The sequence below is a fragment of the Candidiatus Paracoxiella cheracis genome (genome assembly GCF_049348705.1).
Classification (GTDB): domain Bacteria; phylum Pseudomonadota; class Gammaproteobacteria; order Coxiellales; family Coxiellaceae; genus Paracoxiella; species Paracoxiella cheracis.
Window position 1 is genome coordinate 231,171 of the sequence record NZ_CP186485.1, and the last position, 22,336, is coordinate 253,506.

Annotated in this window: 18 protein-coding genes, 4 tRNA genes and 1 pseudogene; 18 read left to right on the forward strand and 5 right to left on the reverse strand. The window is 43.1% G+C overall.

Translation table 11 applies throughout. The features are described from left to right. Nucleotides 1–28 precede the first annotated feature (28 nt). Nucleotides 29–334 (forward strand): annotated as a pseudogene (locus ACJMKR_RS01135) (ankyrin repeat domain-containing protein); the annotation flags it as partial. Nucleotides 335–402: 68 nt separating this feature from the next. Beyond that, nucleotides 403–945 carry a hypothetical protein gene (locus tag ACJMKR_RS01140; protein ID WP_423063420.1) on the forward strand — a complete coding sequence of 181 codons (543 nt, stop codon included), beginning with the start codon at nt 403–405 and terminating at the stop codon, nt 943–945. A gap of 23 nt (nt 946–968) precedes the next feature. Here ACJMKR_RS01140 and ACJMKR_RS01145 read toward each other — a convergent pair whose 3' ends face one another. Continuing rightward, nucleotides 969–1,880 carry an aldose epimerase gene (locus ACJMKR_RS01145; RefSeq protein WP_423063421.1) on the reverse strand — a complete coding sequence of 304 codons (912 nt, stop codon included), beginning with the start codon at nt 1,878–1,880 and terminating at the stop codon, nt 969–971. 93 nt (nt 1,881–1,973) lie between these two features. Next, nucleotides 1,974–2,906, reverse strand: coding sequence for a type I pantothenate kinase (coaA, locus tag ACJMKR_RS01150; protein WP_423063422.1), 933 nt, complete (start codon nt 2,904–2,906; stop codon nt 1,974–1,976). Nucleotides 2,907–2,998: 92 nt separating this feature from the next. Here coaA and ACJMKR_RS01155 point away from each other — a divergent pair, with 92 nt between their 5' ends. Then, the gene (locus ACJMKR_RS01155; protein ID WP_423063423.1) at nt 2,999–4,729 is read left to right on the forward strand and encodes an autotransporter assembly complex protein TamA; all 1,731 of its coding nucleotides are present in this window, start codon (nt 2,999–3,001) and stop codon (nt 4,727–4,729) included. Next, a complete protein-coding gene (locus ACJMKR_RS01160) occupies nt 4,726–7,884 on the forward strand; it encodes a translocation/assembly module TamB domain-containing protein (RefSeq protein ID WP_423063424.1) in 3,159 nt (1,052 codons plus the stop codon). Before ACJMKR_RS01155 ends, ACJMKR_RS01160 begins: the two co-directional genes overlap by 4 nt. 146 nt (nt 7,885–8,030) lie before the next feature. On the opposite strand, the gene ACJMKR_RS01165 is transcribed toward ACJMKR_RS01160, so the two are convergent. After that, a complete protein-coding gene (locus tag ACJMKR_RS01165; protein ID WP_423064262.1) occupies nt 8,031–9,278 on the reverse strand; it encodes an AmpG family muropeptide MFS transporter in 1,248 nt (415 codons plus the stop codon). 137 nt (nt 9,279–9,415) lie between these two features. Here ACJMKR_RS01165 and ACJMKR_RS01170 point away from each other — a divergent pair, with 137 nt between their 5' ends. After that, complete coding sequence (locus ACJMKR_RS01170; RefSeq protein WP_423063425.1) at nt 9,416–10,789, forward strand: L-serine ammonia-lyase; 1,374 nt, start codon at nt 9,416–9,418, stop codon at nt 10,787–10,789. 1 nt (nt 10,790) lies between these two features. On the opposite strand, the gene ACJMKR_RS01175 is transcribed toward ACJMKR_RS01170, so the two are convergent. Both ACJMKR_RS01175 and ACJMKR_RS01180 read right to left on the reverse strand, forming a co-directional pair. Next, the gene (locus ACJMKR_RS01175; RefSeq protein ID WP_423064263.1) at nt 10,791–11,162 is read right to left on the reverse strand and encodes a GNAT family N-acetyltransferase; all 372 of its coding nucleotides are present in this window, start codon (nt 11,160–11,162) and stop codon (nt 10,791–10,793) included. 61 nt (nt 11,163–11,223) lie between these two features. Beyond that, entirely contained in the window at nt 11,224–12,069 is an 846-nt protein-coding gene (locus ACJMKR_RS01180; protein WP_423063426.1) for an IS6 family transposase, read from the reverse strand. 69 nt (nt 12,070–12,138) lie between these two features. Between ACJMKR_RS01180 and ACJMKR_RS01185 the strand changes: the two genes are divergently transcribed. From ACJMKR_RS01185 to rpoB, 13 genes are all read left to right on the forward strand, one after another. Then, nucleotides 12,139–12,855 (forward strand): 4'-phosphopantetheinyl transferase family protein, encoded by a 717-nt coding sequence (locus ACJMKR_RS01185; protein WP_423063427.1) that lies wholly within the window; start codon nt 12,139–12,141, stop codon nt 12,853–12,855. Between the two features lie 170 nt (nt 12,856–13,025). Then, nucleotides 13,026–13,107 (forward strand) — tRNA-Tyr (locus ACJMKR_RS01190). A gap of 79 nt (nt 13,108–13,186) precedes the next feature. Beyond that, nucleotides 13,187–13,257: transfer RNA gene (locus tag ACJMKR_RS01195), tRNA-Gly, on the forward strand. Between the two features lie 69 nt (nt 13,258–13,326). Then, nucleotides 13,327–13,398: transfer RNA gene (locus ACJMKR_RS01200), tRNA-Thr, on the forward strand. Between the two features lie 53 nt (nt 13,399–13,451). After that, nucleotides 13,452–14,642, forward strand: a complete 1,191-nt coding sequence (gene tuf, locus ACJMKR_RS01205) for an elongation factor Tu (RefSeq protein ID WP_423063428.1) — start codon at nt 13,452–13,454, stop codon at nt 14,640–14,642. Nucleotides 14,643–14,742: 100 nt separating this feature from the next. Continuing rightward, nucleotides 14,743–14,818, forward strand: a tRNA-Trp gene (locus tag ACJMKR_RS01210). Between the two features lie 41 nt (nt 14,819–14,859). Next, complete coding sequence (secE, locus tag ACJMKR_RS01215; protein WP_423063429.1) at nt 14,860–15,243, forward strand: preprotein translocase subunit SecE; 384 nt, start codon at nt 14,860–14,862, stop codon at nt 15,241–15,243. 3 nt (nt 15,244–15,246) lie between these two features. Next, nucleotides 15,247–15,795, forward strand: coding sequence for a transcription termination/antitermination protein NusG (gene nusG / locus ACJMKR_RS01220; RefSeq protein WP_423063430.1), 549 nt, complete (start codon nt 15,247–15,249; stop codon nt 15,793–15,795). A 61-nt stretch (nt 15,796–15,856) separates the two neighbouring features. Continuing rightward, nucleotides 15,857–16,294, forward strand: coding sequence for a 50S ribosomal protein L11 (gene rplK / locus ACJMKR_RS01225; protein ID WP_423063431.1), 438 nt, complete (start codon nt 15,857–15,859; stop codon nt 16,292–16,294). Beyond that, nucleotides 16,294–16,986 carry a 50S ribosomal protein L1 gene (rplA, locus tag ACJMKR_RS01230; protein WP_423063432.1) on the forward strand — a complete coding sequence of 231 codons (693 nt, stop codon included), beginning with the start codon at nt 16,294–16,296 and terminating at the stop codon, nt 16,984–16,986. Before rplK ends, rplA begins: the two co-directional genes overlap by 1 nt. Before the next feature lie 214 nt (nt 16,987–17,200). Further along, the gene (gene rplJ, locus ACJMKR_RS01235) at nt 17,201–17,728 is read left to right on the forward strand and encodes a 50S ribosomal protein L10 (protein WP_423063433.1); all 528 of its coding nucleotides are present in this window, start codon (nt 17,201–17,203) and stop codon (nt 17,726–17,728) included. A gap of 33 nt (nt 17,729–17,761) precedes the next feature. Continuing rightward, nucleotides 17,762–18,142 carry a 50S ribosomal protein L7/L12 gene (gene rplL, locus ACJMKR_RS01240; RefSeq protein ID WP_423063434.1) on the forward strand — a complete coding sequence of 127 codons (381 nt, stop codon included), beginning with the start codon at nt 17,762–17,764 and terminating at the stop codon, nt 18,140–18,142. Nucleotides 18,143–18,206: 64 nt separating this feature from the next. After that, nucleotides 18,207–22,325, forward strand: coding sequence for a DNA-directed RNA polymerase subunit beta (rpoB, locus tag ACJMKR_RS01245; RefSeq protein ID WP_423063435.1), 4,119 nt, complete (start codon nt 18,207–18,209; stop codon nt 22,323–22,325). Nucleotides 22,326–22,336: the final 11 nt, after the last annotated feature.

Below are 22,336 nucleotides of genomic sequence, written 5' to 3' on the forward strand. Positions count from 1 at the left end.
TATGATTTGCCGCATGTTAGAACGCGATATTAACAAGGACTTACTCGACGCCGTCATAGGAAATCATTTCCACACGGTGAAGCGACTCTTAGAACAAGGTGCTGACCCAAATTATTTCGAAGATGATGCACAAATTCGTCCATTACATTTTGCCGCACTCTATAATTCACCCGACGTCATTCCACTGTTAATTATGGCGGGTGCCGACATTCAGGCAACCACTGAATATAACGACACACCCTTAATGATTGCAGAGCGCCATGAACACCCTGATGTCGTTCAAGTGTTAAAACGATTTTATGGTGTTAAAGTTGACCACGAAACGAAACAATAAACATTGATTTGCATTATGTTGTGTGAAATACTGGCGGTATTTTTTTGTGGATACTATAGAGACAACTCATGAAAAGCAGGCTCATTGTATTATTAGGATCATTTGCGTTTTTTTTCGGTACAGTCGCCTTAGCCGGTGGCGAAGTACCACCACCCCCTTATGCCAATGGACCTTATCATGGTCTTTATTTCGAAATGAATTTTGGATACGGCAAAGTTCACCAAACTTTATCAAATGATCTTTACACTCACAACAAAGGTTTTACATGGAATTTAGATGCAGGATTTCAATTTACTCGAAATTTCGCATTTGAAGCTGGTTATATTTCGTTGCCTAAAGTAGAAGGCCGTTTAGGTTACCATGCGGACGCTTGGTATATGGCATTTAAAGGTATTTACCCTGTTACAAGCAATTTTAGTGCGTTCGGTAAATTAGGATTTGCCGACAGCTCAAGAAATGGCCCCTTACTTTTATTAGGCGGTATCGGCTTGGCTTATAACTTCAGCCCACAAATCGCAATTACTGCCCAGCTATTAAATATTTTTGGCTCGACTCGATTGCCAAATACTTTCATGGGAACTGCGGGTATTAGCTATAAGCTCATTTTATAGCGCCAACTCCTTAATTGAATTTGCTAGACCCTAGCAGTTTCAAGCCATAGTTTAAATAGCCCATGTTCACTTTGCCCAGATGCTAACCAACGCACACCTTGTACGCTGTTCATTGCATTCGGATAACTCATCCATGGCTCAATACAAAAAAAAGGCTTTTCCGGCATTGTGTAAAGCTGAATGTATGGAAATAAATCGGGATCCTCAACACCTTCTGCAACCATATGAAGCACATCCCCACTTTGATAATGTAATGTAGCCTCCTTATTCTGCCCCACTCGGGTCAACTGTTCATTAACATCGGGATCCGTTATCTTAGCAGGTAATGCAAATAGCGGTTTTTCGCCCACAATATCTGTATAGTCTGTGTTGTAAACGAATCGTCGTGTCGGATGATAATTAACGGTGACTTCGCTTTTTCCCGCGCCTGGCTTTGCCACCTGAAAATAAGGATGAAACCCAGCATAATACGGCATCGGCTTATCGCTTAAGTTAACATAACTCTGATGGCAGATTAATTTATTATGCGTTATCTCATAACGAAGTTTTATTTCAAACTTGAATGGATACATTTTCTGCGTTCGCTCATTGTCACGCAAAATTAACGTCAGTTGATCGCGGCTTTGATTCTCAACCGACCAAGGCTCAAACCACGAAAAACCATGAATGGGCAGCTCATATTGTTTACCATCATATAAATAAACTCCTTTTCTTTCTTGGCGTTTCAGGCGCGCAACAACAGGAAAACAAAAGGGAAATCCACCTCGCAAATCGGTCACTTCCTTTTCCCAAAAAGTATCATGAAGATATAACAACTCCCGATCACCCATTTGTATCGACGAAATCATGCCTCCGTACTCAGGAACAAATAGCGCCTTTGTTGACCCTGTTGTATCGATGATTTCTATGGATTCAATAGCTTGATACTTCGCCATGATGTAGGTTGCCCCCCCTTAACATAACCATGAAGTAAAAACAAAAATCGTATCAAGATAATGCCAATAACCACGACAAAAGTCATGTAAACATTATATTTTACGAAGATAAACTTCTTCTACAGAATGATCCTGGCCTTTTTTCAAAATGAGCTGAGCCCGATTTTTAAAGGGTACAATATTTTCCAGTAAATTTACCTCGTTGATCTCGCGCCAAACGCGCTCAGCAAACTTAACCACTTCTTCTTTATTCATTTTGGTTAAATAGTGAAAATAGGCGTTGGGATCCTGAAATGAACCCTCACGAAACGATGTAACGCGATCCACATACCACTGTTTGATAACATCGGTTTGAGCATCCACAAACAATGAAAAATCAAAAAAATCGGATACGAATAGCTGTGTTTTCTCAGCCGGCCGCTTCATTCCCGTTTGCAATATATTTAATCCTTCTAAAATAACAATATCGGGCTGATCGATGAGAGCAAATTCATTTGGGATGATGTCGTACGTATGGTGCGAATAAATGGGTATTTTTACATTACGTTTACCCGATTTAATATCGTTCAACACCTCCAACAAGTGCTGCGTATTGTAACTTTCTGGAAAGCCTTTTCGCTGCATTAAATTCTCAGCTTCCAACTTTTTATTGGGATATAAAAAACCATCGGTTGTGATAATTTCAACACAAGGATGATTCGGCCAGCGTGACAATAAAGCTTGCAAGACGCGTGAGGTTGTACTCTTACCAACCGCAACACTTCCAGCAACCCCAATGATATAGGGCACCTTGGGCTCGGGGGTTCCTAAAAACTTGCCCGTTGCGTCATATAAACCTTGCCGCGCAATAACGTACAAACTCAACAACCGGGACAACGGAAGATAAATGTCCTTTACTTCACTCAGTGAAACCGCTTCGGTTTGACCGTGCAACTTTTTCAAATCTTGCTCGGTCAACGTCAGTGGCGCATCTTGTCTAAAATCGCACCATTGTTTACGAGTGAATTTCAAATAAGCAGTTAACATCAAATGGCCCCTTGAAAGCTCCATTATTCGTGCAACAGACGATTAGGTCAAATACCTTCTATCCATTCGTTGGGCAGTCTATAATCAACAGGATGAAGAACCAACTTTATCTAATTTTCAGCATCCTTTGCATTTGCCTCTGCACATCAGCATGGGCACAATCTGTTCAATCGGGAAATACACTCGAAGTTCAAATCACAGGTTTACCAAGAGAGCCTCTTGAAAACGCTCTTACTGCGCTAACCAATAGACAAAAGCTCATTAAAGATCGTTTCGACGCGGCAATGGTCATGCGCTTTTATCACAGCATTCCTAAAGAAATTAAAGCAGCTATTGCACCCTATGGTTATTTCAAACCACACATACATTCTTACATTCATCGAAACGGTCATTTTTGGTCTAGCCGTTTTGTTGTGGATCCTGGCCCACAAATGAAGTTTACGACCCTCGACCTCCAAATTACGGGCCCCGGCAGCCAAAATCGTATTTTTAAACGTCTTTATGCAAAATTTCCCGTGAAAGTTGGGGATAATTTCAGCTCTGAGAAGTATGACACTGCAAAAGATGAGCTTTTTACCGTTGCTCAAGCACACGGCTACTTTAGAGCAAAAATGATTAAAAGCGCGGTCTATGTAAATTTAAGCACGTACGAGGCACATGTCGTTATTCACTTTGCCACCGGTCCCCGTTTTTATTTTGGAAAAACTTCCTTTTCGCACACACCTTTTAATCTTTCTTTTTTACGTCGCTTTTTACGATACAAACAGGGCGAGCATTATCGACAAAGTAAAGTCACTCACACACGCGAGGATTTGGCCAATAGTAATTATTTTCAGCAAGTCATCGTGACACCAGAACCGAATAACGCGACTGATCTTAAGGTCCCGATTAAAGTTACGCTGAACCCTCAACCGAAGAAGCAATACACGTTTGGATTGGGATACGGAACCGATACAGGTGTGCGCGGTTTAATTGGCATCGATTATCGTTGGATTAATCAATGGGGACATCGTTTTAGCACTTACGCTCGGGGCTCTCAAAAAAATAGTCAAGCGGTAATAAGTTATTATATCCCTGGGCACAACCCAGCGACCGATCAGTTCATCTTCACAGGAGGTTATTTAAATCAAAATCAAATTACTGGAAGAGGTAATAGCGGGCGCATTAGCTTTATTTATCAGACTGAATTTTTTGGGTGGCAGCAAAGCTTTTCACTAACTTATCTTAAAGAACGTTACAATTTAGTGAATTTGCCAAAAACAAACACGACTCTTCTTTATCCCGCCTATACCATACAACGCATTCGAACAGATAATCGACTCCACCCCAAACACGGCTACAGCATCGTAGGACAAATCATCGGCGCAAGTAAAAATGTTTTATCCAAAACCAGCTTCGTGCACACTCGGCTTGATTCAAAATTTCTATTTACTTTATTCAACTCCACGCGTTTTCTAATCCGAGGGACTATTGGTCACACCAATATTACAAACTTAGTACGCCTGCCCTTATCCTTGCAGTTTTTCGCCGGTGGCGCACAAAGTCTTCGAGGATTTGGCTATAATACCATAGGACCAGGCCGTTATATATTTGTAGGCAGTTTTGAAATACAACAAAAAATAAAAGGCAACTTTTATCTCGCAGCCTTCACCGATTTTGGTAACGTGACCGATGATCTCTCTGGTGATAAATTAAAAGTGGGAATAGGACCAGCGATCGTCTGGCTTTCACCCATCGGAATGTTTGAATTGAGCGTTGCAAATGCAATTAGCCAACCTAACAAACCGTGGGTGATTCAATTTTCAATGGGACCAGCAATATGATTCGATGGATAATAGGGATTTTAATTACGGTGTCTGCGCTTATTATTATAAGTGTCGCACTTTTATTTTCGCCTGTTGGCTTAAAGATAACATTAAGTATCGCCCAAAAGTTTGTACCTGGAGAATTGCAATATAAAACGATTTCCGGTCCACCCATTGGCCCCATCACCGTCACTGATCTATCCTATCACTATAAAGACACATCTATTTATATCAAGAAACTTCATTTCCAATGGCGGCCCAATCGACTTTTACAAGGCAGATTAGATATTAAAAAGCTAAGCGCTACCGGCGTTAACATTACATTGCCCTCCAAAGGAAACTCTACACAATTTACCGCGCCCAATTTTACGTTACCCATTGAATTACACATTGGTAAAGCCATTATTCATGACATCAAAATCGGTCAATCGAAAGATCAATATCCTGTGCACATTGATATGTTAAAACTAAAGGCAGAAATAACGGCCAAGAAGTTACATATCAATGTGAATGGCCACTTGGAAAAACCCTATCCATTGAAAGTCCGTTTAGTAGCAGATGGGACGATGAATCATTATCATCTGAAGCTAATCGCACAAAGCCATGACATTAATTGGACTATCACGGGTGAAGGTGGGCAACAATGGATCCACCTTCAAACACACGAAGCACGCACACTGGGCGGCAGCTTAAATGGCGATGTGGTTTTTCATTGGTCGCCTTCTTCACAATCGAAAATTAATCTAAATATTCAACACCTCAACGTACGAAAATTTTATAAAAACTGGCCAACCGATTTAACGTTCAAATTAATCAGCGAGGGTCAGCTACAGTCAGGACAACTAACTTTTTCTTTAGATTCACACCTACAAACACCTGGCGCAAGCATCCAAGTCTCAGGGACTCATGATCGCCAGTGGAATATTCATTGGAAAATTTCTGCAACACAATTATCAACGATAGTAGCTAATTACTCAGGCTCGCTTCATGGTGAAGGCACCATCAAAGGAAATACGAAAAGACCCATTTGGAACGGAAACTTAACTGGAACCAACGTAACTTTATTCAATTATCATATTGATAAACTGAACGCCGAATGGTTTGTTGATCTTAGTTATCAGCGTTCTTCACATATTATGTTTAAATCAACTCATTTGGAAACACAACATATACTCTTATCTACATTTAATGTGAGCGCGATAGGGCGACCGCATGCACACAAAATAACAGCGCAAATTACGTTGAGTGAGCCGAATGCAGGCATCACGCATGTCAACTTAACTCTCAATGGAGAATTACTGAAAAATATTTGGCGCGGTCAATTAACGCAATTTAACATTCAGTCTAAAGTATTAGGCCAATGGCACTTATCCAATCCCGCACAGTTGCAAATCTCATCAGCACGCATGACCACAACCCCCATTTGCATACACTCATCACGCGGACGTGCTTGTTTACAAGGCGGCTGGTCTAAAAATAAGGCTTGGCAAACTACATTTACAGCAACAGGGGTTAACATAACTCCCCTTCTTTCCTTATTGAAACTGGATTTTCATGTTCGCACCCCCGTAAACATTGATGCCAAAGCAACTGGCCAAGGTCAAAAATTCAATCATGCAACGCTCACCATGAAATTTGGACGTGGCAGTCTCCATTCTCCTGCCCAAACAAACCATGCAGAATTGCATTTTATAAATGGCACTCTAACAGCCGTATTAGATTCAACTGGCCTTAATGCAAACCTACAATTACATCTATCTGCACGCGATACCATCCATGCACGAATCTTATTGCCGGGTTATGCCATTACCCAATCCTTGAATTCAAGTCAGCCGGTTCAAGGTGTTATTACCATAAATACTAGTGATTTAAGATTACTCCAACAATTTATGCCAGATATCATTCAAGCAAAAGGTCAACTATTGGCGAACCTTAACATCGGTGGGACCATCTCTCACCCTAAACTCAATGGCCAAATCAAATTACAACAAGGCAGCGCTCAGATACCCCAGCTCCGACTCACTCTCACTAAAGTTACTATCAATCTAACTGCGGTTGCTTCGACTATAAAATACAGTGTTGAAGCCTATTCACAAAATAAATTGATTCAAATTAGCGGCACAACGCAACTCGACACTCCAGGCAGATCCACACATCTTACGGTTCAAGGTAATGACGTATTAATTATGAATACACCTGAATACCTTATTTATGTAACAGCAGCATTGACTGTTGATATAAAAGGCCACCAAATTCAGATCGGCGGTACAATTACCATACCACGTGCCGATTTAAAACCCTTGACTCTTAGTGGGGCTGTATCACTTCCAGAAGATGTTGTCTTCGTTGGGCCTACAGTCAAAAAACAAGAAAAATGGTATCTCACTACTAACGTGAAAATTATTATTGGTGATAACGTGATGGTCGATTCGCATGGATTAACGGGCCGCTTAACAGGACAGATCGTTATTGTTAAAACGCCAGCTCACACGTATATCGTGAATGGCAAAATCGGTATTATCGACGGTGTTTACACTACTCATGGCAAGACACTGATTATCGAGCCTGGATCAATGATTACTTTTACACAAAGCCCTTTGAAAAATCCAAATTTAAATATTCGCGCTGTCAAAAAAGTTAAAGCCATTCCACAATCCGCTGTACAAGCCCCATCATTTGGCACTATTACTGTAGGGCTTAACATTCAAGGTACCCTAAGGCACCCTAACGTCAGCCTATTCTCTTCTTCACCCAATTTATCGCAAGCCGACATCTTATCGTATTTATTATTCGGACACCCATCAAATTCCAATACACCCTCCAATGTATCATTCCTTTTAGAAGCCATCGACACACTTAACTTAGGTGGTGGCAAAGGATCACCGGGCGGAATCGCCGATCAAATTTCACAGGGATTAGGATTAAGTGAGTTTGGTATCGAATCTCAAACAACATTGGATGCTCTCGGCACACCCTTAGGCACTGAGCAAAGTGCTTTCGTCGTCGGACGCTATATATCACCACGAATTTATGTCCGTTACAGTCGTGGTCTCGTCATTCCTATTAATATCGTGCAAGTTCGCTATTTATTTGGAAACAATTGGGCGATACAAACAGACTCTAGCTCGCTTGGAAACGGTGTTGATGTCCTTTACACGATACAAAAAAATTAAGGAGTATTGGGGAATTTCAATTGTGCCATAGTGATTGAGGTTACTGTTTTGCAGGCTTAAGTACCATGGAGGTACTTGGCAGCCAAGGATGGCTACTCCCGAAAAGCAGTATCCTCAATCACTATAAGCAAGCAACCGAAATTCATTTAAACGACTTGTTCCGCTGCAAAATCAACACGACTTCGCAACCACCATAGCAACAATAATGCAGGCATACCAATCAAAAAAGTCGAAAAATAAAACAAAGCCCAACCCATATAATCGACCATCACAGCAGCCTCTGGCCCAACAAAAACACGACCCACCGCAGATAACGCTGAAAACAACGCATACTGTGTCGCCGTATAACGACGATTACACAAACTCATTAAAAAAGCTACAAACGCAACGGTACTCAAACCACCACAAAAATACTCAACAAAAACAGCACTCACCATCAATACATAACTCTTCCCTACTAACGCGAGCACCATGTAAGCTAAATTAGAAACTGCCTGCAACAATCCAAAATACATTAATGAACGAAACAACCCCAGGCGGCGCATAAGCAATCCGCCCACTAAACTACCCACCAAGGTTGACGCCAGCGCTGTGACTTTATAAATGGTCCCGATTTCTAGTAAATTGAACCCAACCCCACGAATTAAAAAAGGTGTATTTAAAGATAAGGCAAAGGCATCGGTTAACTTATAAATGACTATAAAAATTAATACTGCAATTGCTTTGTCACGCCTGAAAAACTCACTAATCGGTTGAATAACTGCTTTCGTGATTGTCTTAGGAGCCTCTACAACCTGCTCGGGTGACGGAGCCCATAGCGTTACTACTATCTCAATGCCGATTAATGCTGCCATGATTAAATATGTCCAACGCCATCCAATTTCTGCCGCTAAAATTAATGCAACTGCACCAGACACGATAATCGCAATGCGATAACCAAACGTATTAAACGCAGCACCTAAACCCCGTTCTTTGATATGAAGCACATCTGTTCGATAAGCGTCGATAGAAATATCTTGTGAGGCTGAGAAAAACGCCACGACTAAGGCAACCCAAGCCAAAACCCATGCGTGAGTTCGTGGATTCAGAAAGGCCATTGTGGCAAGCCCAATCACCAACAAGACCTGCATCATTAAAATCCATCCGCGTCGACGCCCCATACCAAATAGGCTGAATCGATCCATAATTGGCGCCCATAAAAATTTATACACATAAGGTTGTCCGACCAGCGTTAAAGTCCCTATCGTCAACAAACTAACGCCCGCCACGGTATACCAAGCCTGCAAGGTGGAGCCAATGAGAGCCAGAGGCAATCCGGATGAAAAGCTTAATAGCAAAACCGCCATGAGACGGGGATTCGCAAAATGATTCTCTTTGCGCTCCTGCTCGGGCATCTCTATCAACTCCTTACGTGTTGTTAAACTACTTGAAAGTGTATAAGCGGATGAGCCAAGGTGTAAACCCCTTTTCACGATGCGACAAAACGAGTAAAATGCGATCAAATATTAATCAATTGAGCGGGGAACAGCCCTTGAGCATCAGCATCTTTGACATCTTTACGGTAGGTATTGGCCCTTCAAGCTCTCATACTGTTGGGCCCATGCGAGCGACAAAGGATTTCATCAGTCAGCTAGAAAGCGATCTCAATACAGTCCATCGCATTTCAATTACTCTCTACGGGTCACTCGCTTTTACCGGACGTGGCCACGGAACAGACAAGGCACTCATGATGGGATTGCTAGGCGAAGCTCCAGAATCCGTCAACCCAGACAGTATTCCTTCTATTATTGCCGCTATTTCAAAGAACAAGAAAATTGCGTTGTTGCATCGACACTCGATTTCATTTTCTCCCGAAACCGACATTCTGTATAACTATGAACAAATCTACGACTTTCATCCCAATGCAATGAAATTTGTTGCGTTTGATAGCGACGAAAAAATCATGAAGGAGACGATGTATTATTCCATCGGTGGCGGTTTTATTGTGAATGAAAACGATACCTTAGCAAACACACCAACGGCTGATGAAGATTTACCTTACCCCTTCCAAACCGCCGCTGATTTACTGGCACACTGTCATAAAAATTCAATGACAATTGCAGATGTGATGCTTGAAAATGAAAAAACATGGCGAACCGAAGAAGAAATCAAAGCGGGATTACTCGACATTGCAGCCGTGATGGAAGCATGCATCGAAAAGGGATGCCATACAGAAGGTGAACTCTCCGGACAATTAAGAGTGCGACGTCGCGCGCCGGCATTACTAAAAAAACTTATTCAGCGCGGCGATCCTAATGCACAACACCCTCAAACCATGAATTGGTTAAATCTCTATGCGATGGCGGTGAATGAAGAAAATGCTGCCGGCGGTCGCGTAGTCACAGCGCCCACCAATGGTGCTGCAGGTATTATTCCTTCCGTTTTAAAATATTATAAAAACTTTTGCGTGGAAGTGAGTGAGTCTGGCATCATTAATTATTTATTAACAGCAGGCGCTATCGGACTTTTATACAAAAAAAATGCATCGATTTCTGGTGCCGAAATGGGATGTCAGGGTGAAGTCGGCGTTGCTTGCTCTATGGCAGCAGGGGCATTAGCCGCAGCATTAGATGGCACCGTGTCACAAGTTGAAAACGCCGCTGAAATTGGTATGGAACATAATTTAGGATTAACGTGCGACCCTGTCGATGGATTAGTCCAAATCCCATGTATTGAGCGCAACGCAATGGGAGCTGTGAAAGCAGTTAATGCTGCACGACTGGCGCTCGCAGAAGACGGCGATCATAAAGTGACTTTAGATATGGTTATCAACACCATGCGAGAAATTGGAAAAAACATGAATACCATGTACAAAGAAACTTCAAAAGGCGGCCTGGCTGTTGCCGTTAACATTACCGAGTGTTAAGTTAAGAAGACGATTTAATATACATTCGAATGGCCGTGCGGTATTCGCCGTTTGTGTAGAATTCATCAATAAGCCTTCCTTCTTCATGAAAGCCGCACTTCTCATAAATATGAATCGCTGCTTCGTTGTGTTGATCCACTATAAGATAAACTTTATGCAAATTAAGAACGTTAAAAGCATATTTCAATGCTAGCTTAGTAGCCGCTGTGGCATAGCCTTTCCCTGATTGGCCAGGAGAAATAATGATGGCAAATTCACAACGTCGATGAATGAAGTCGATCTCTGTCAATTCAACGAAACCTAACTTCTCATTCTGATCATCTTTTATAATAAACCTTCTTTCATATTGATCATGTATGTGCTTAACATACAGCTCTTCGGTTCTTTAAAAACTCAGTCAACTATTGACTCATATGCTTCTATAATAGAGTTATTCAGAAAGCTTGTTGGAATAATTGATTGAAGGTTTGAAATTTAGATAGAATTGTCCTGAGATTTTTATTTTTTTCTCTAAAAAACTGCTGTATTTCTTCAAAGACTGTACAAAACCGTAATGCGCAAAATATATTCTTGAATCCCTTCATCACACGCATACGTGATTTGATGCCTCGATGGGATTGCTCAATACGATTATTCAAATAGTTATTATCCCGATGGTCGGTATACTCACCAAAGACAGCTTGGATCGCAGGATAAAGGGCGGGCTCTTTATCAGTCGTGATTTGCTCAGGATAAATGCCACTCGTTTTAGCCGCCTGCTTGAAGAAGTTTTCTGCGGCCTGCTGATCTCGTACATCACTTAAATAGACATCGATCAAATCGCCCTTTTCATCAATCGCCCTGTAAAAATAACACCAACGGCCTTCAATACGTAAATAAGTACAATCGACGTGCCAACGGTCATTGGATTTTTGATACCGGCGTGCCCGTAATCTCATCCCAAGCGCCGGACCAAAACGATGCACCCAATTATGAACCGTTTGATGCGTTACATGAAAACCCCGCATCACCATTAACGCAACTACATCGTGGAGACTGACTTTAAACTGATAATAATACTGAACTACCGTCCTAACCACATCCGTTGGATACATGATAAAGTTCAACGCTGTGCCACTGCGTTGATTAAATTGCTTACCACAATCACTGCAAACAAACTGTTTATACCCTAAAGACGTCAGCTTTTTTAAACCCTTTGTAACACTTGAATCACAATGCGGACAATTCATACCGGTAGTCTCACTCAATCGTTCATTAAATGGACGAACAAAATACAGCATAGACTGAGATTTTACAAAACCGTAAATAAGCCCTATCGTTTTTCGTCAAAAACCATATATACTCTCTCGGTGGATTATCAACTAGAACAAAACGACGTTCATATCTGGCGGGCACATCTTGATTGGCCAAAAGATAAATTTGATGCTGCCTTTCAGCTTTTGTCCGAAGAAGAGCAGGCCCGAGCTGAACGTTTTGTTATAGAACAACATCGTGATCGATATATTGCTTCGCATGCTGTGCTTCATCAAATATTATCTCTTTACGTCAATTGTCCCCCAGAGAAGTTACAGTTTCACCAAAATGACCACGGGAAGCCCTATATAGCTAATTTACCGCTAGGCTTAAATTTACAGTTCAATATGTCTGACTCTCACGATTACGCTCTGTATGGTTTGAGGTTGGATGACGAAGTTGGTGTTGACCTTGAATACATGAAATCTAAGATTCGGGCTGAGGAAATTGCTAAACGGTTTTTCTCGCCAGATGAATACCGGGCGCTTCTTGATTTACCGCCTTCAGAGCGTTTGGAAGGGTTCTATCGTTGTTGGAGCCGAAAAGAAGCGTATATAAAGGCCATCGGTCAGGGATTGTCCTTTAATCTGAGCCGTTTCAGCGTGAGTTTAAAGCCAGATGGTTTAAGCTGTTTGCTTGAGGTCGATGGGAGTGCTGAATTAGCTCGGCAATGGAGGTTGGGTTCTGTTTCGGCCCCGGAGCATTTTCAAGCAGCCTTAGCTGTGGAGGGCGAGGTGAGAAAAATTAAGAACTTTGATTGGTCAAAGAGTTAGGTTTTAGTTGACATAGACGCGTGACTTGCGCACAATATCGAGCTTGATTTTTTGTATAGGCTGGCCGGTATGGTCGGATTTTGCTCGTCCAGTAGGCGCAGCCGCATAGGGCCAGGCAGGGCTATCCTAGGATGGTTGGGTTGCGACAGGGACGTCAGGAAAAATGTTGAGGAGGGGTTCCCGAGCGGTCAAAGGGATCAGACTGTAAATCTGACGGCTATGCCTTCGCAGGTTCGAATCCTGCCCCCTCCAACTCTAGGTGGCAGAGACTCGGCACTAGAAATAATGGTTACCGCGTTATTTCTAGTCTCTAGTTTCTAGTATCTAGAATGCGGGTGTAGTTCAACGGTAGAACCTCAGCCTTCCAAGCTGATGACGTGGGTTCGATTCCCATCACCCGCTTTCTAGAGACTAGGGTCTGTTGACAATTCGCTAGGCTATGGCGAAGATCGTTGTCAACAGGCCCTAGAAGCCCACATAGCTCAGGGGTAGAGCACTTCCTTGGTAAGGAAGAGGTCACCGGTTCAAATCCGGTTGTGGGCTCCGATCTGGCGGGCGGGTTTAATTTAAATTAAAGAATTCGGAGGTCATTTTCCATGTCGAAGGAAAAATTTGAAAGAGATAAGCCGCATATGAATGTGGGTACGATAGGTCACGTAGACCATGGTAAGACGACGTTGACGGCGGCGTTGACGACGGTATTGGCAAAGAAATATGGCGGTACGGCAAGTGCGTTTGATCAGATTGATAATGCGCCGGAAGAAAGAGCGCGCGGAATCACGATAGCGACGTCGCACGTTGAATACCAAAGTGAGAAGCGCCACTATGCGCATGTGGACTGTCCAGGACACGCGGACTACGTGAAGAACATGATCACGGGAGCGGCGCAAATGGACGGAGCGATTTTGGTTGTGAGCGCGGCGGATGGTCCGATGCCCCAAACGCGAGAGCACATTGTGTTGGCGAAACAAGTTGCCGTGCCGAATATTGTGGTTTTCTTGAATAAAGCGGACATGGTAGATGATCCGGAATTGCTAGAGCTGGTTGAGATGGAAGTGAGAGACTTGTTGAGCAGCTATGACTTTCCTGGAGATGATACGCCGATTATCGTGGGTTCAGCGCTGAAGGCGTTGGAAGGAGACACGAGTGATTTAGGAGTACCGGCGGTGTTGAAGCTGGTTGAGACGATGGACACGTACTTTCCGGAGCCGAAGCGTGATATAGACAAACCTTTCTTGATGCCGATAGAAGACGTCTTTTCGATTTCGGGTCGAGGAACGGTAGTCACGGGCCGAATTGAGCGCGGTATTGTGAAGGTTGGGGATGAGCTAGAGATTGTGGGAATACACCCGACGTCGAAGACGACGTGTACGGGAGTTGAGATGTTCCGTAAGCTGCTTGACGAAGGTCAGGCGGGTGATAATGTGGGTGTTTTATTGCGTGGTACGAAGCGAGAGGAAGTTGAGCGCGGTCAAGTATTAGCGAAGCCTGGCACGATTACGCCGCACACGAAATTTGAAGCGGAAATTTATGTGTTGTCGAAAGAAGAAGGTGGTCGTCATACGCCGTTTTTCAAGGGCTATCGGCCTCAGTTTTACTTCCGTACGACAGACGTGACGGGAGAGGTAGTGTTACCGGATGGAGTAGAGATGGTGATGCCTGGAGACAACGTGAAGGTAACGGTGACGATGATCGCACCGATAGCGATGGATGAAGGTGTGCGCTTTGCGGTTCGAGAAGGTGGCCGTACAGTGGGTGCCGGTGTCGTAACTAAGATTATTGAATAGATAAATTGAGCCGGCAATTCTGCGAAGCTAAAGGCTTTGCACCGGTGAATGCCCGTCAGGAAGGTGGGCAGGCATAGACAAATAAAAAATAAATGGGTGTAGGCCAGTAGCTCAATTGGCAGAGCGGCGGTCTCCAAAACCGCAGGTTGGGGGTTCGATTCCCTCCTGGCCTGCCAACAACACTGGTGGGATAGCTGATTGGGATTAAGAGGAAACTATGAATTCTAAAGCTACGGTGCAAGAAACGAAGCCGAGATTTGATTTTTTAAAGTGGTTATTAATTTTGGTGCTTCTCATTGGAGGCATCATAGCGAACTACTACTTTAGTAACACAGCTTGGGCGATACGTGCCGCTGTCGGCATTGTTATTGCCGTTGTTATATTATTTATTGCTTCGCAAACGGCGAAAGGCCGCAAAGCGTTGGGAGTGATTAAGGGTGCGAGAACGGAATTACGCAAAGTAGTATGGCCGACTCGTCAGGAAACTGTGCAAACCACTTTAGTGGTCGTGGCGATGGTTGTAGTAACTGCTCTCCTTTTATGGGGGATTGATAGTTTGTTCATGTGGGCCATCGGTTGGTTGACGGGACAAAGAGGATAATTGATGTCAGAGTCAGAACATAAAAAACGTTGGTACGTCCTTCATGCCTACTCGGGTTATGAAAACTATGTCGTTAAGGCGCTGCAAGAACGAATTAAATTAAAAGGCTTAGATGAAAAATTTGGCGAAATCATTGTCCCGACGGAAGAGGTTGTTGAAATGCGAGCGGGACAAAAGCGTAAAAGTGAGCGTAAATTTTTCCCGGGTTACGTGTTAGTACAAATGCAAATGGACGATGAGACCTGGCATCTTGTGAGAAGTGTGCCAAGGGTTTTAGGTTTTATCGGCGGAACTGCTGAAAAACCTGCGCCGATTAGCGATAAAGAAGCTGCTTCAATCTTACGACGCGTTGAAGAAGGGGAAACCAAACCGAAACCCAAAGTATTGTTTGAACCGGGTGAGGTTGTTCGTGTTATTGAAGGGCCATTTGCTGATTTTAATGGCGTTGTTGAAGACGTAAATTATGAAAAAAATCGTCTTCGTGTATCCGTACTTATTTTTGGGCGCTCAACACCCGTCGAACTAGAATTCGGCCAAGTTGAAAAAAACTAAATAAACATGGGGAGGGTGCTGAATTTAATTCAGCGTTCGTTTGAACCCAGAGGAAACAAAAATGGCAAAGAAAATATCTGCATATATTCGTTTGCAAATTAAAGCAGGCGAAGCAAATCCAAGTCCGCCAGTTGGCCCAGCTTTAGGTCAACATGGTGTCAATATTATGGAATTCTGTAAAGCATTTAATGCGGCAACTGACAAGATCGAGAAAGGGTTGCCCACTCCCGTTGTTATTACTGTTTATGCAGATCGCAGCTTTACTTTTGTTACAAAAACGCCTCCAGCATCCGTATTGCTGAAGAAAATTGTATTGAAGGGTAAAAAAGGCAGTGCAACACCTAACACAGAAAAAGTTGGAAAAGCTACTCGTGCGCAATTAGAAGAAATTGCGAAGATTAAAGAGCCTGACATAACGGCTGCTGATTTAGAGGCTGCTGTTCGCACTATTGCAGGTACGGCTCGAAGCATGGGTATCGAAGTGGAGGGAGTGGAATAATGGCACTGCAATCAAAACGAAGAAAAGCGATCCAAGAAAAGGTTCAGCCTGGAAAACAATACACGCTTGATGAAGCAATTAACCTCGTCAAGGAATGTGCGAGCGCAAAATTTATTGAAGGTGTGGATGTATCGATTATTTTAGGTGTAGATGCGAAGAAATCAGACCAAGGTGTGCGAGGTGCAACTGTGTTGCCCCATGGTACAGGCCGTGAAGTTCGTGTTGCTGTGTTTGCACAAGGTGCAAATGCAGAGGCTGCCCAAAAAGCGGGCGCAGATATTGTAGGTCTGGACGATTTAGCGGAAGACGTTAAAAAAGGCAAGATGGACTTTGATGTGGTTATTGCAACGCCGGACACCATGAAGGTGGTTGGACAGTTGGGTCAAGTGTTGGGTCCGCGCGGATTAATGCCTAATCCTAAAGTAGGAACGGTTACGACCGATGTGGCTACGGCTGTGAAAAATGCAAAGCAAGGTCAAGTTCGTTACCGTACTGATAAAAACGGTATTATTCATTGCCCCATTGGCAAAGCGAATTTTGAATCAAAAGCATTACAAGAAAATCTTGAAGCGCTTATCGCTGACTTGAAAAAGGTAAAACCAGCGGGAGCGAAAGGTACTTATTTAAAGAAATTAACACTATCCAGTACGATGGGTCCCGGCATTACAGTGGACCGAACGACTGTGAAGTAAATAATTTCGCGGTGGACATTGATTATGTTTTTAATGAATGTTCAACCGTCGAAGACCGTGGGTGTGAAAACTTAATCTAGGGCGTGTTGGCAGTTTGCTCTCAGCTCTAAGCCCACGCAGACGGTAACCGGCTCAGAAATTTCTGCGGGCGGTCGCCGGGTAGGCGGGAAATAACAGGTTGTTATTTTCTAAATGTAAAAACCGGAGATAGACAGTGGCTTTAAAACTGAAAGATAAAGAGGCAATAGTCGCGGAATTAACAGAGGTTGCAAGCACAGCGTTGTCTGCAGTCGCTGCTGATTATCGTGGCTTAACTGTTTCCGAGGTGACCGAATTGCGAAAAAGCGCCCGAAAGAATGGCGTTTTAATGCGTGTTTATCGTAACACGCTCGCACGTCGTGCCATCAAAGGAACGCCATTTGCCTGTCTGCATGAAGTACTCGTTGGTCCTTTAGTGTTGTTATTTTCAACTGAAGAGCCGGGTGCTGCTGCACGGTTATTACGCGACTTTGTCAAAGAGCACGAAGCGCTTGAGGTGAGGGCATTAGTTCTAGGCGGTGAATTATTAGGAGCGGATCAATTAAAAGCCGTTGCTAGTTTGCCATCGCGCGAAGAAGCACTAGCGCAGCTAGTATCTGTAATGCAGGCACCTATTACCAAGTTTGTTCGTACGCTCAATGAACCCGTTGCTCAAGTGGTACGGGTTATGGGGCAAGTCCGTGATCAACGACAAGCAGCATAGTACGTAATTAATTAAATTTCGGAGTGAATAAAAATGGCTGAAATAAAAAAAGATGACATCTTAGAAGCTGTCGCTAATATGAGTGTTATGGATGTTGTAGACTTAGTAAAAGCGATGGAAGAAAAATTCGGTGTTTCTGCACAAGCGGCTGTTGTCGCTGCAGGTCCTGTAGCAAGTGGTGAAGCTGCTGCTGCAGAAGAGAAATCTGAATTTAACGTAGTAATGACTAGCTTTGGCTCTAACAAGATTGCCGTTATTAAAGCAATTCGCGCAATAACGAACTTAGGTCTCAAAGAAGCTAAAGATATGGTTGAAGCTGTTCCTGCTGTTGTTAAAGAAGGAGTTAGCAAAGCAGACGCAGAAAACATGAAGAAACAACTCGAAGAAGCAGGTGCTTCAGTCGACTTGAAATAATTTTCATGTAAAGCATTGCCCCGGCGGCTAAACCGTCGGGACTAATTAGCAAAGAGGTACATTCATGGCTCAAGCTGGCGGAATTCAGAATAAAAACACAACAATTTCTTACCCTGAGAAAAAACGTGCACGGGTGCACCTGGGTAAGAGAGAAGTTGAAGTGATCAAAACGCCTTATTTGTTGGCAACGCAAATAGATTCGTATAACAACTTCTTGCAACCAGGTGTTGCGCCTGATCAGCGTGAAGACAGTGGATTGCACGCTGCCTTTAAATCTGTATTCCCTATCACCAGCTATTCGGGTCATTCGCAGTTGGATTATGTGAATTACATGTTAGGTGAGCCCTTATTCGATGTGTATGAATGTAAATTGCGTGGTTTAACTTACGCAGCGCCGTTAAAAGTTAAAATGCGATTGGTGATTTACGATAAAGATGCCCCTGCGGGTAATCAAGTTGTAAAAGACATCAAAGAACAAGAAGTCTACATGGGCGAAATGCCCCTCATGACAGAAACCGGTAGCTTGGTCATTAACGGTACTGAGCGTGTTGTGGTGTCTCAGTTACATCGTTCGCCAGGCGTTTTCTTTGAGCATGATAAAGGTAAAACACATTCTTCTGGAAAATTACTATATTCGGCACGTGTCATTCCTTATCGTGGTTCTTGGTTAGATTTCGAATTCGACCCTAAAGACAGCATTTTTGTTCGCATCGATCGACGTCGTAAACTGCCAGCAACGGTGATCTTGCGAGCGCTCGGTTATAGTACCGAAGAAGTTTTGGATATGTTCTATGAAAAGAACACTTTTGAAATTACAAAAGATAGCGTTATTTTGGACTTAGTGCCGCAACGTTTGCGAGGCGAGCTATCAGTTACTGAAATTAAAGATAAAAAAGGCAAAGTAATTGTTGAGCCAAATCGTCGTATTTCGGCTCGTCATATTCGTCTTATCGAAAAAGCAGACATCGACAAGCTCGAAATGCCTGATAACTATTTATATGGTAAAAAGATTGCCCAAGCAATTGTTGATGAAGAGACTGGCGAAATCATTGCTAACGCGAATGATGAAATAACGTCAGAATTAATAGAAACGCTTCGCGAAAAAGGCATTAACCAAATTCAAACGTTATACATTAATGAAATTGAGCGTGGGCCTTATGTTTCCGACACATTGCGGTTAGACACCACGAATAACCAACTTGAAGCATTAGTGGAAATTTATCGCATTATGCGTCCGGGTGAGCCACCTACGAAAGAAGCGGCTGAAAGTTTATTTGAAAACTTATTCTTTTCCGCAGATCGTTATGATTTATCAGCAGTGGGCCGCATGAAATTCAATCGTCGTGTGGGTCGTACTGAAATGACTGGATCAGCAGTTCTTTCAAAAGAAGATATTGTTGATGTGTTGCGCGTTTTAGTGGACATTCGTGACGGTAAGGGTGATGTCGATGATATCGATCACTTAGGTAATCGTCGTATCCGAAGCGTCGGTGAAATGGCCGAAAATCAGTTTCGCGTTGGCTTAGTGCGTGTTGAACGTGCTGTCAAAGATCGTTTAAGTCTGGCAGATACTGACAACTTAATGCCACAAGATTTAGTGAATGCCAAGCCCGTATCGGCTGCAATTAAAGAGTTTTTTGGCTCAAGTCAGTTATCACAATTTATGGATCAAAATAATCCGCTATCGGAAGTCACGCATAAGCGACGTGTTTCCGCATTAGGTCCAGGTGGTTTAACGCGAGAGCGAGCGGGTTTTGAGGTACGTGACGTACATCCAACTCATTATGGACGTGTGTGTCCGATCGAAACGCCTGAAGGTCCAAATATTGGTTTGATTAATTCGTTAGCTGTGTTTGCCCGCGCCAATGAGTATGGTTTCTTGGAAAGTCCGTATCGTAAAGTTGTTGATAGCGTCGTGTCAGATGACTATGAATATTTATCAGCGATCGAAGAAGGTCAATATTATATTGCTCAAGCAAATACAAATATTGATGCAAACGGTCGACTAACGGATGATCTTATTTCTTGTCGTCATAAAGGTGAGTTCACATTGACGACTCCAGATAAAGTGAACTATATGGATGTCTCGCCACGACAAATTGTGTCAGTGGCTGCATCATTAATTCCGTTTTTGGAGCACGACGATGCTAACCGTGCCTTAATGGGATCGAACATGCAACGTCAAGCGGTTCCAACGATTAAACCAGAAACACCTTTAGTCGGTACGGGTATGGAGCGTATCGTTGCTGTTGACTCGGGTGTGACGGTGAGTGCACGCCGTGGTGGCGTTATCGATTCTGTGGATGCTTCACGCATCGTTGTGCGAGTTAATCCTGCAGAAACTGAAGATGACGATATTGGTGTTGATATTTACAACCTAACAAAATTCCAACGCTCTAACCAAAACACCTGTATTAATCAGCGTCCCATTGTTGAAGTGGGTGATAAAGTGCAAAAAGGTGATGTGTTAGCAGACGGTCCTTCTACTGACTTAGGTGAGTTAGCATTAGGGCAAAATCTGTTAGTTGCGTTCATGCTTTGGAATGGTTACAACTTCGAGGATTCTATTTTAATTTCTGAAAGGCTTGTTGAAGAAGATCGCTTCACAACGATTCACATTCAGGAATTCACTTGTGTTGCTCGCGACACTAAATTAGGTCCGGAAGAAATAACATCCGATATTCCTAATGTGGGTGAAAGCGCATTATCTAAATTAGATGAATCCGGTATCGTTCACATCGGTGCTGAAGTGAATTCGGGTGACATCTTAGTTGGTAAAGTTACACCTAAAGGTGAAACACAACTGACGCCAGAAGAAAAATTATTGCGCGCTATTTTCGGTGAAAAAGCATCTGATGTGAAAGATAGTTCACTGCGCGTTACTCCGGGCATCAGTGGAACTGTTATTGATGTGCGAATTTTCACGCGCGAAGGTGTGAAAAAGGACGAACGTGCGTTAGCTATCGAAAGATCAGAATTAGCAAAAGCTGAAAAAGATTTGAATGATGAATTGCGAGTTCGCGAAGATGCATTGTTCAAAAACTTAGAAAAATTATTGAATGGTAGCGTTGCTGATGGTGGACCGAATAAGCTGAAAAAAGGCTCGAAAGTTACCAAGGAATATTTGACTGAAATTTCTCGTGAAAAATGGTTTGAAATTCGTTTGCACGAAGAAAAATCAAATAAACGCTTGGAGGCGGCGCACGATCACTTTAAGGCACTGCATAAAGAACGCGATGCGAAGCTAAAAGACAGACGTCAAAAGCTTACGCAGGGTGATGATTTGGCGCCGGGCGTTATTAAAATTGTTAAAGTTTATTTGGCAGTAAAACGTCGCATTCAACCTGGCGATAAAATGGCAGGACGTCACGGTAACAAAGGTGTTATTTCAACGATCGTACCTGTTGAGGACATGCCTTACCTAGAAGATGGAACGCCCGTCGATATCGTGTTGAACCCACTCGGTGTGCCATCTCGTATGAACATCGGTCAAGTATTAGAGACACACTTAGGATGGGCTGCGAAAGGGCTGGGTAAACAAATTGGTGATTTGCTAGAGCGAAAAGCCGATGCAGGTCAGCTACGTAAACAATTAAAACCCATTTATGACTTAAGTACCGGTCATAAGTTTGACGTTCAGTCATTAAATGATGATGAAGTTAGTACGCTTTCGAAAAACTTGCGAAAAGGTGTACCGATTTCATCGCCCGTATTTGATGGTGCAACAGAGCAAGAAATCAAAGCGCTGTTAAATATGGCGGATCTACCTGAATCAGGTCAAACCACTTTATTCGATGGCCGTACCGGGAAAGCGTTTGAACGACAGGTTACCGTTGGTTATATGTACATGCTGAAGTTAAATCACTTGGTGGATGACAAGATGCATGCGCGTTCAACGGGATCCTATAGTTTGGTGACTCAACAACCGTTAGGTGGTAAAGCTCAGTTCGGTGGCCAACGATTTGGGGAAATGGAGGTGTGGGCACTTGAAGCGTATGGCGCTGCTTACACATTGCAAGAAATGCTAACGGTTAAATCAGATGATGTGAATGGTCGTACTCGTATGTATAAAAACATTGTCGATGGCGATCACCGAATGGATGCAGGTATGCCGGAATCCTTCAATGTATTAGTGAAAGAAATCCGGTCATTAGGTATCGACATCAGTTTAGAAAATGATTAATTTGGGAGCAC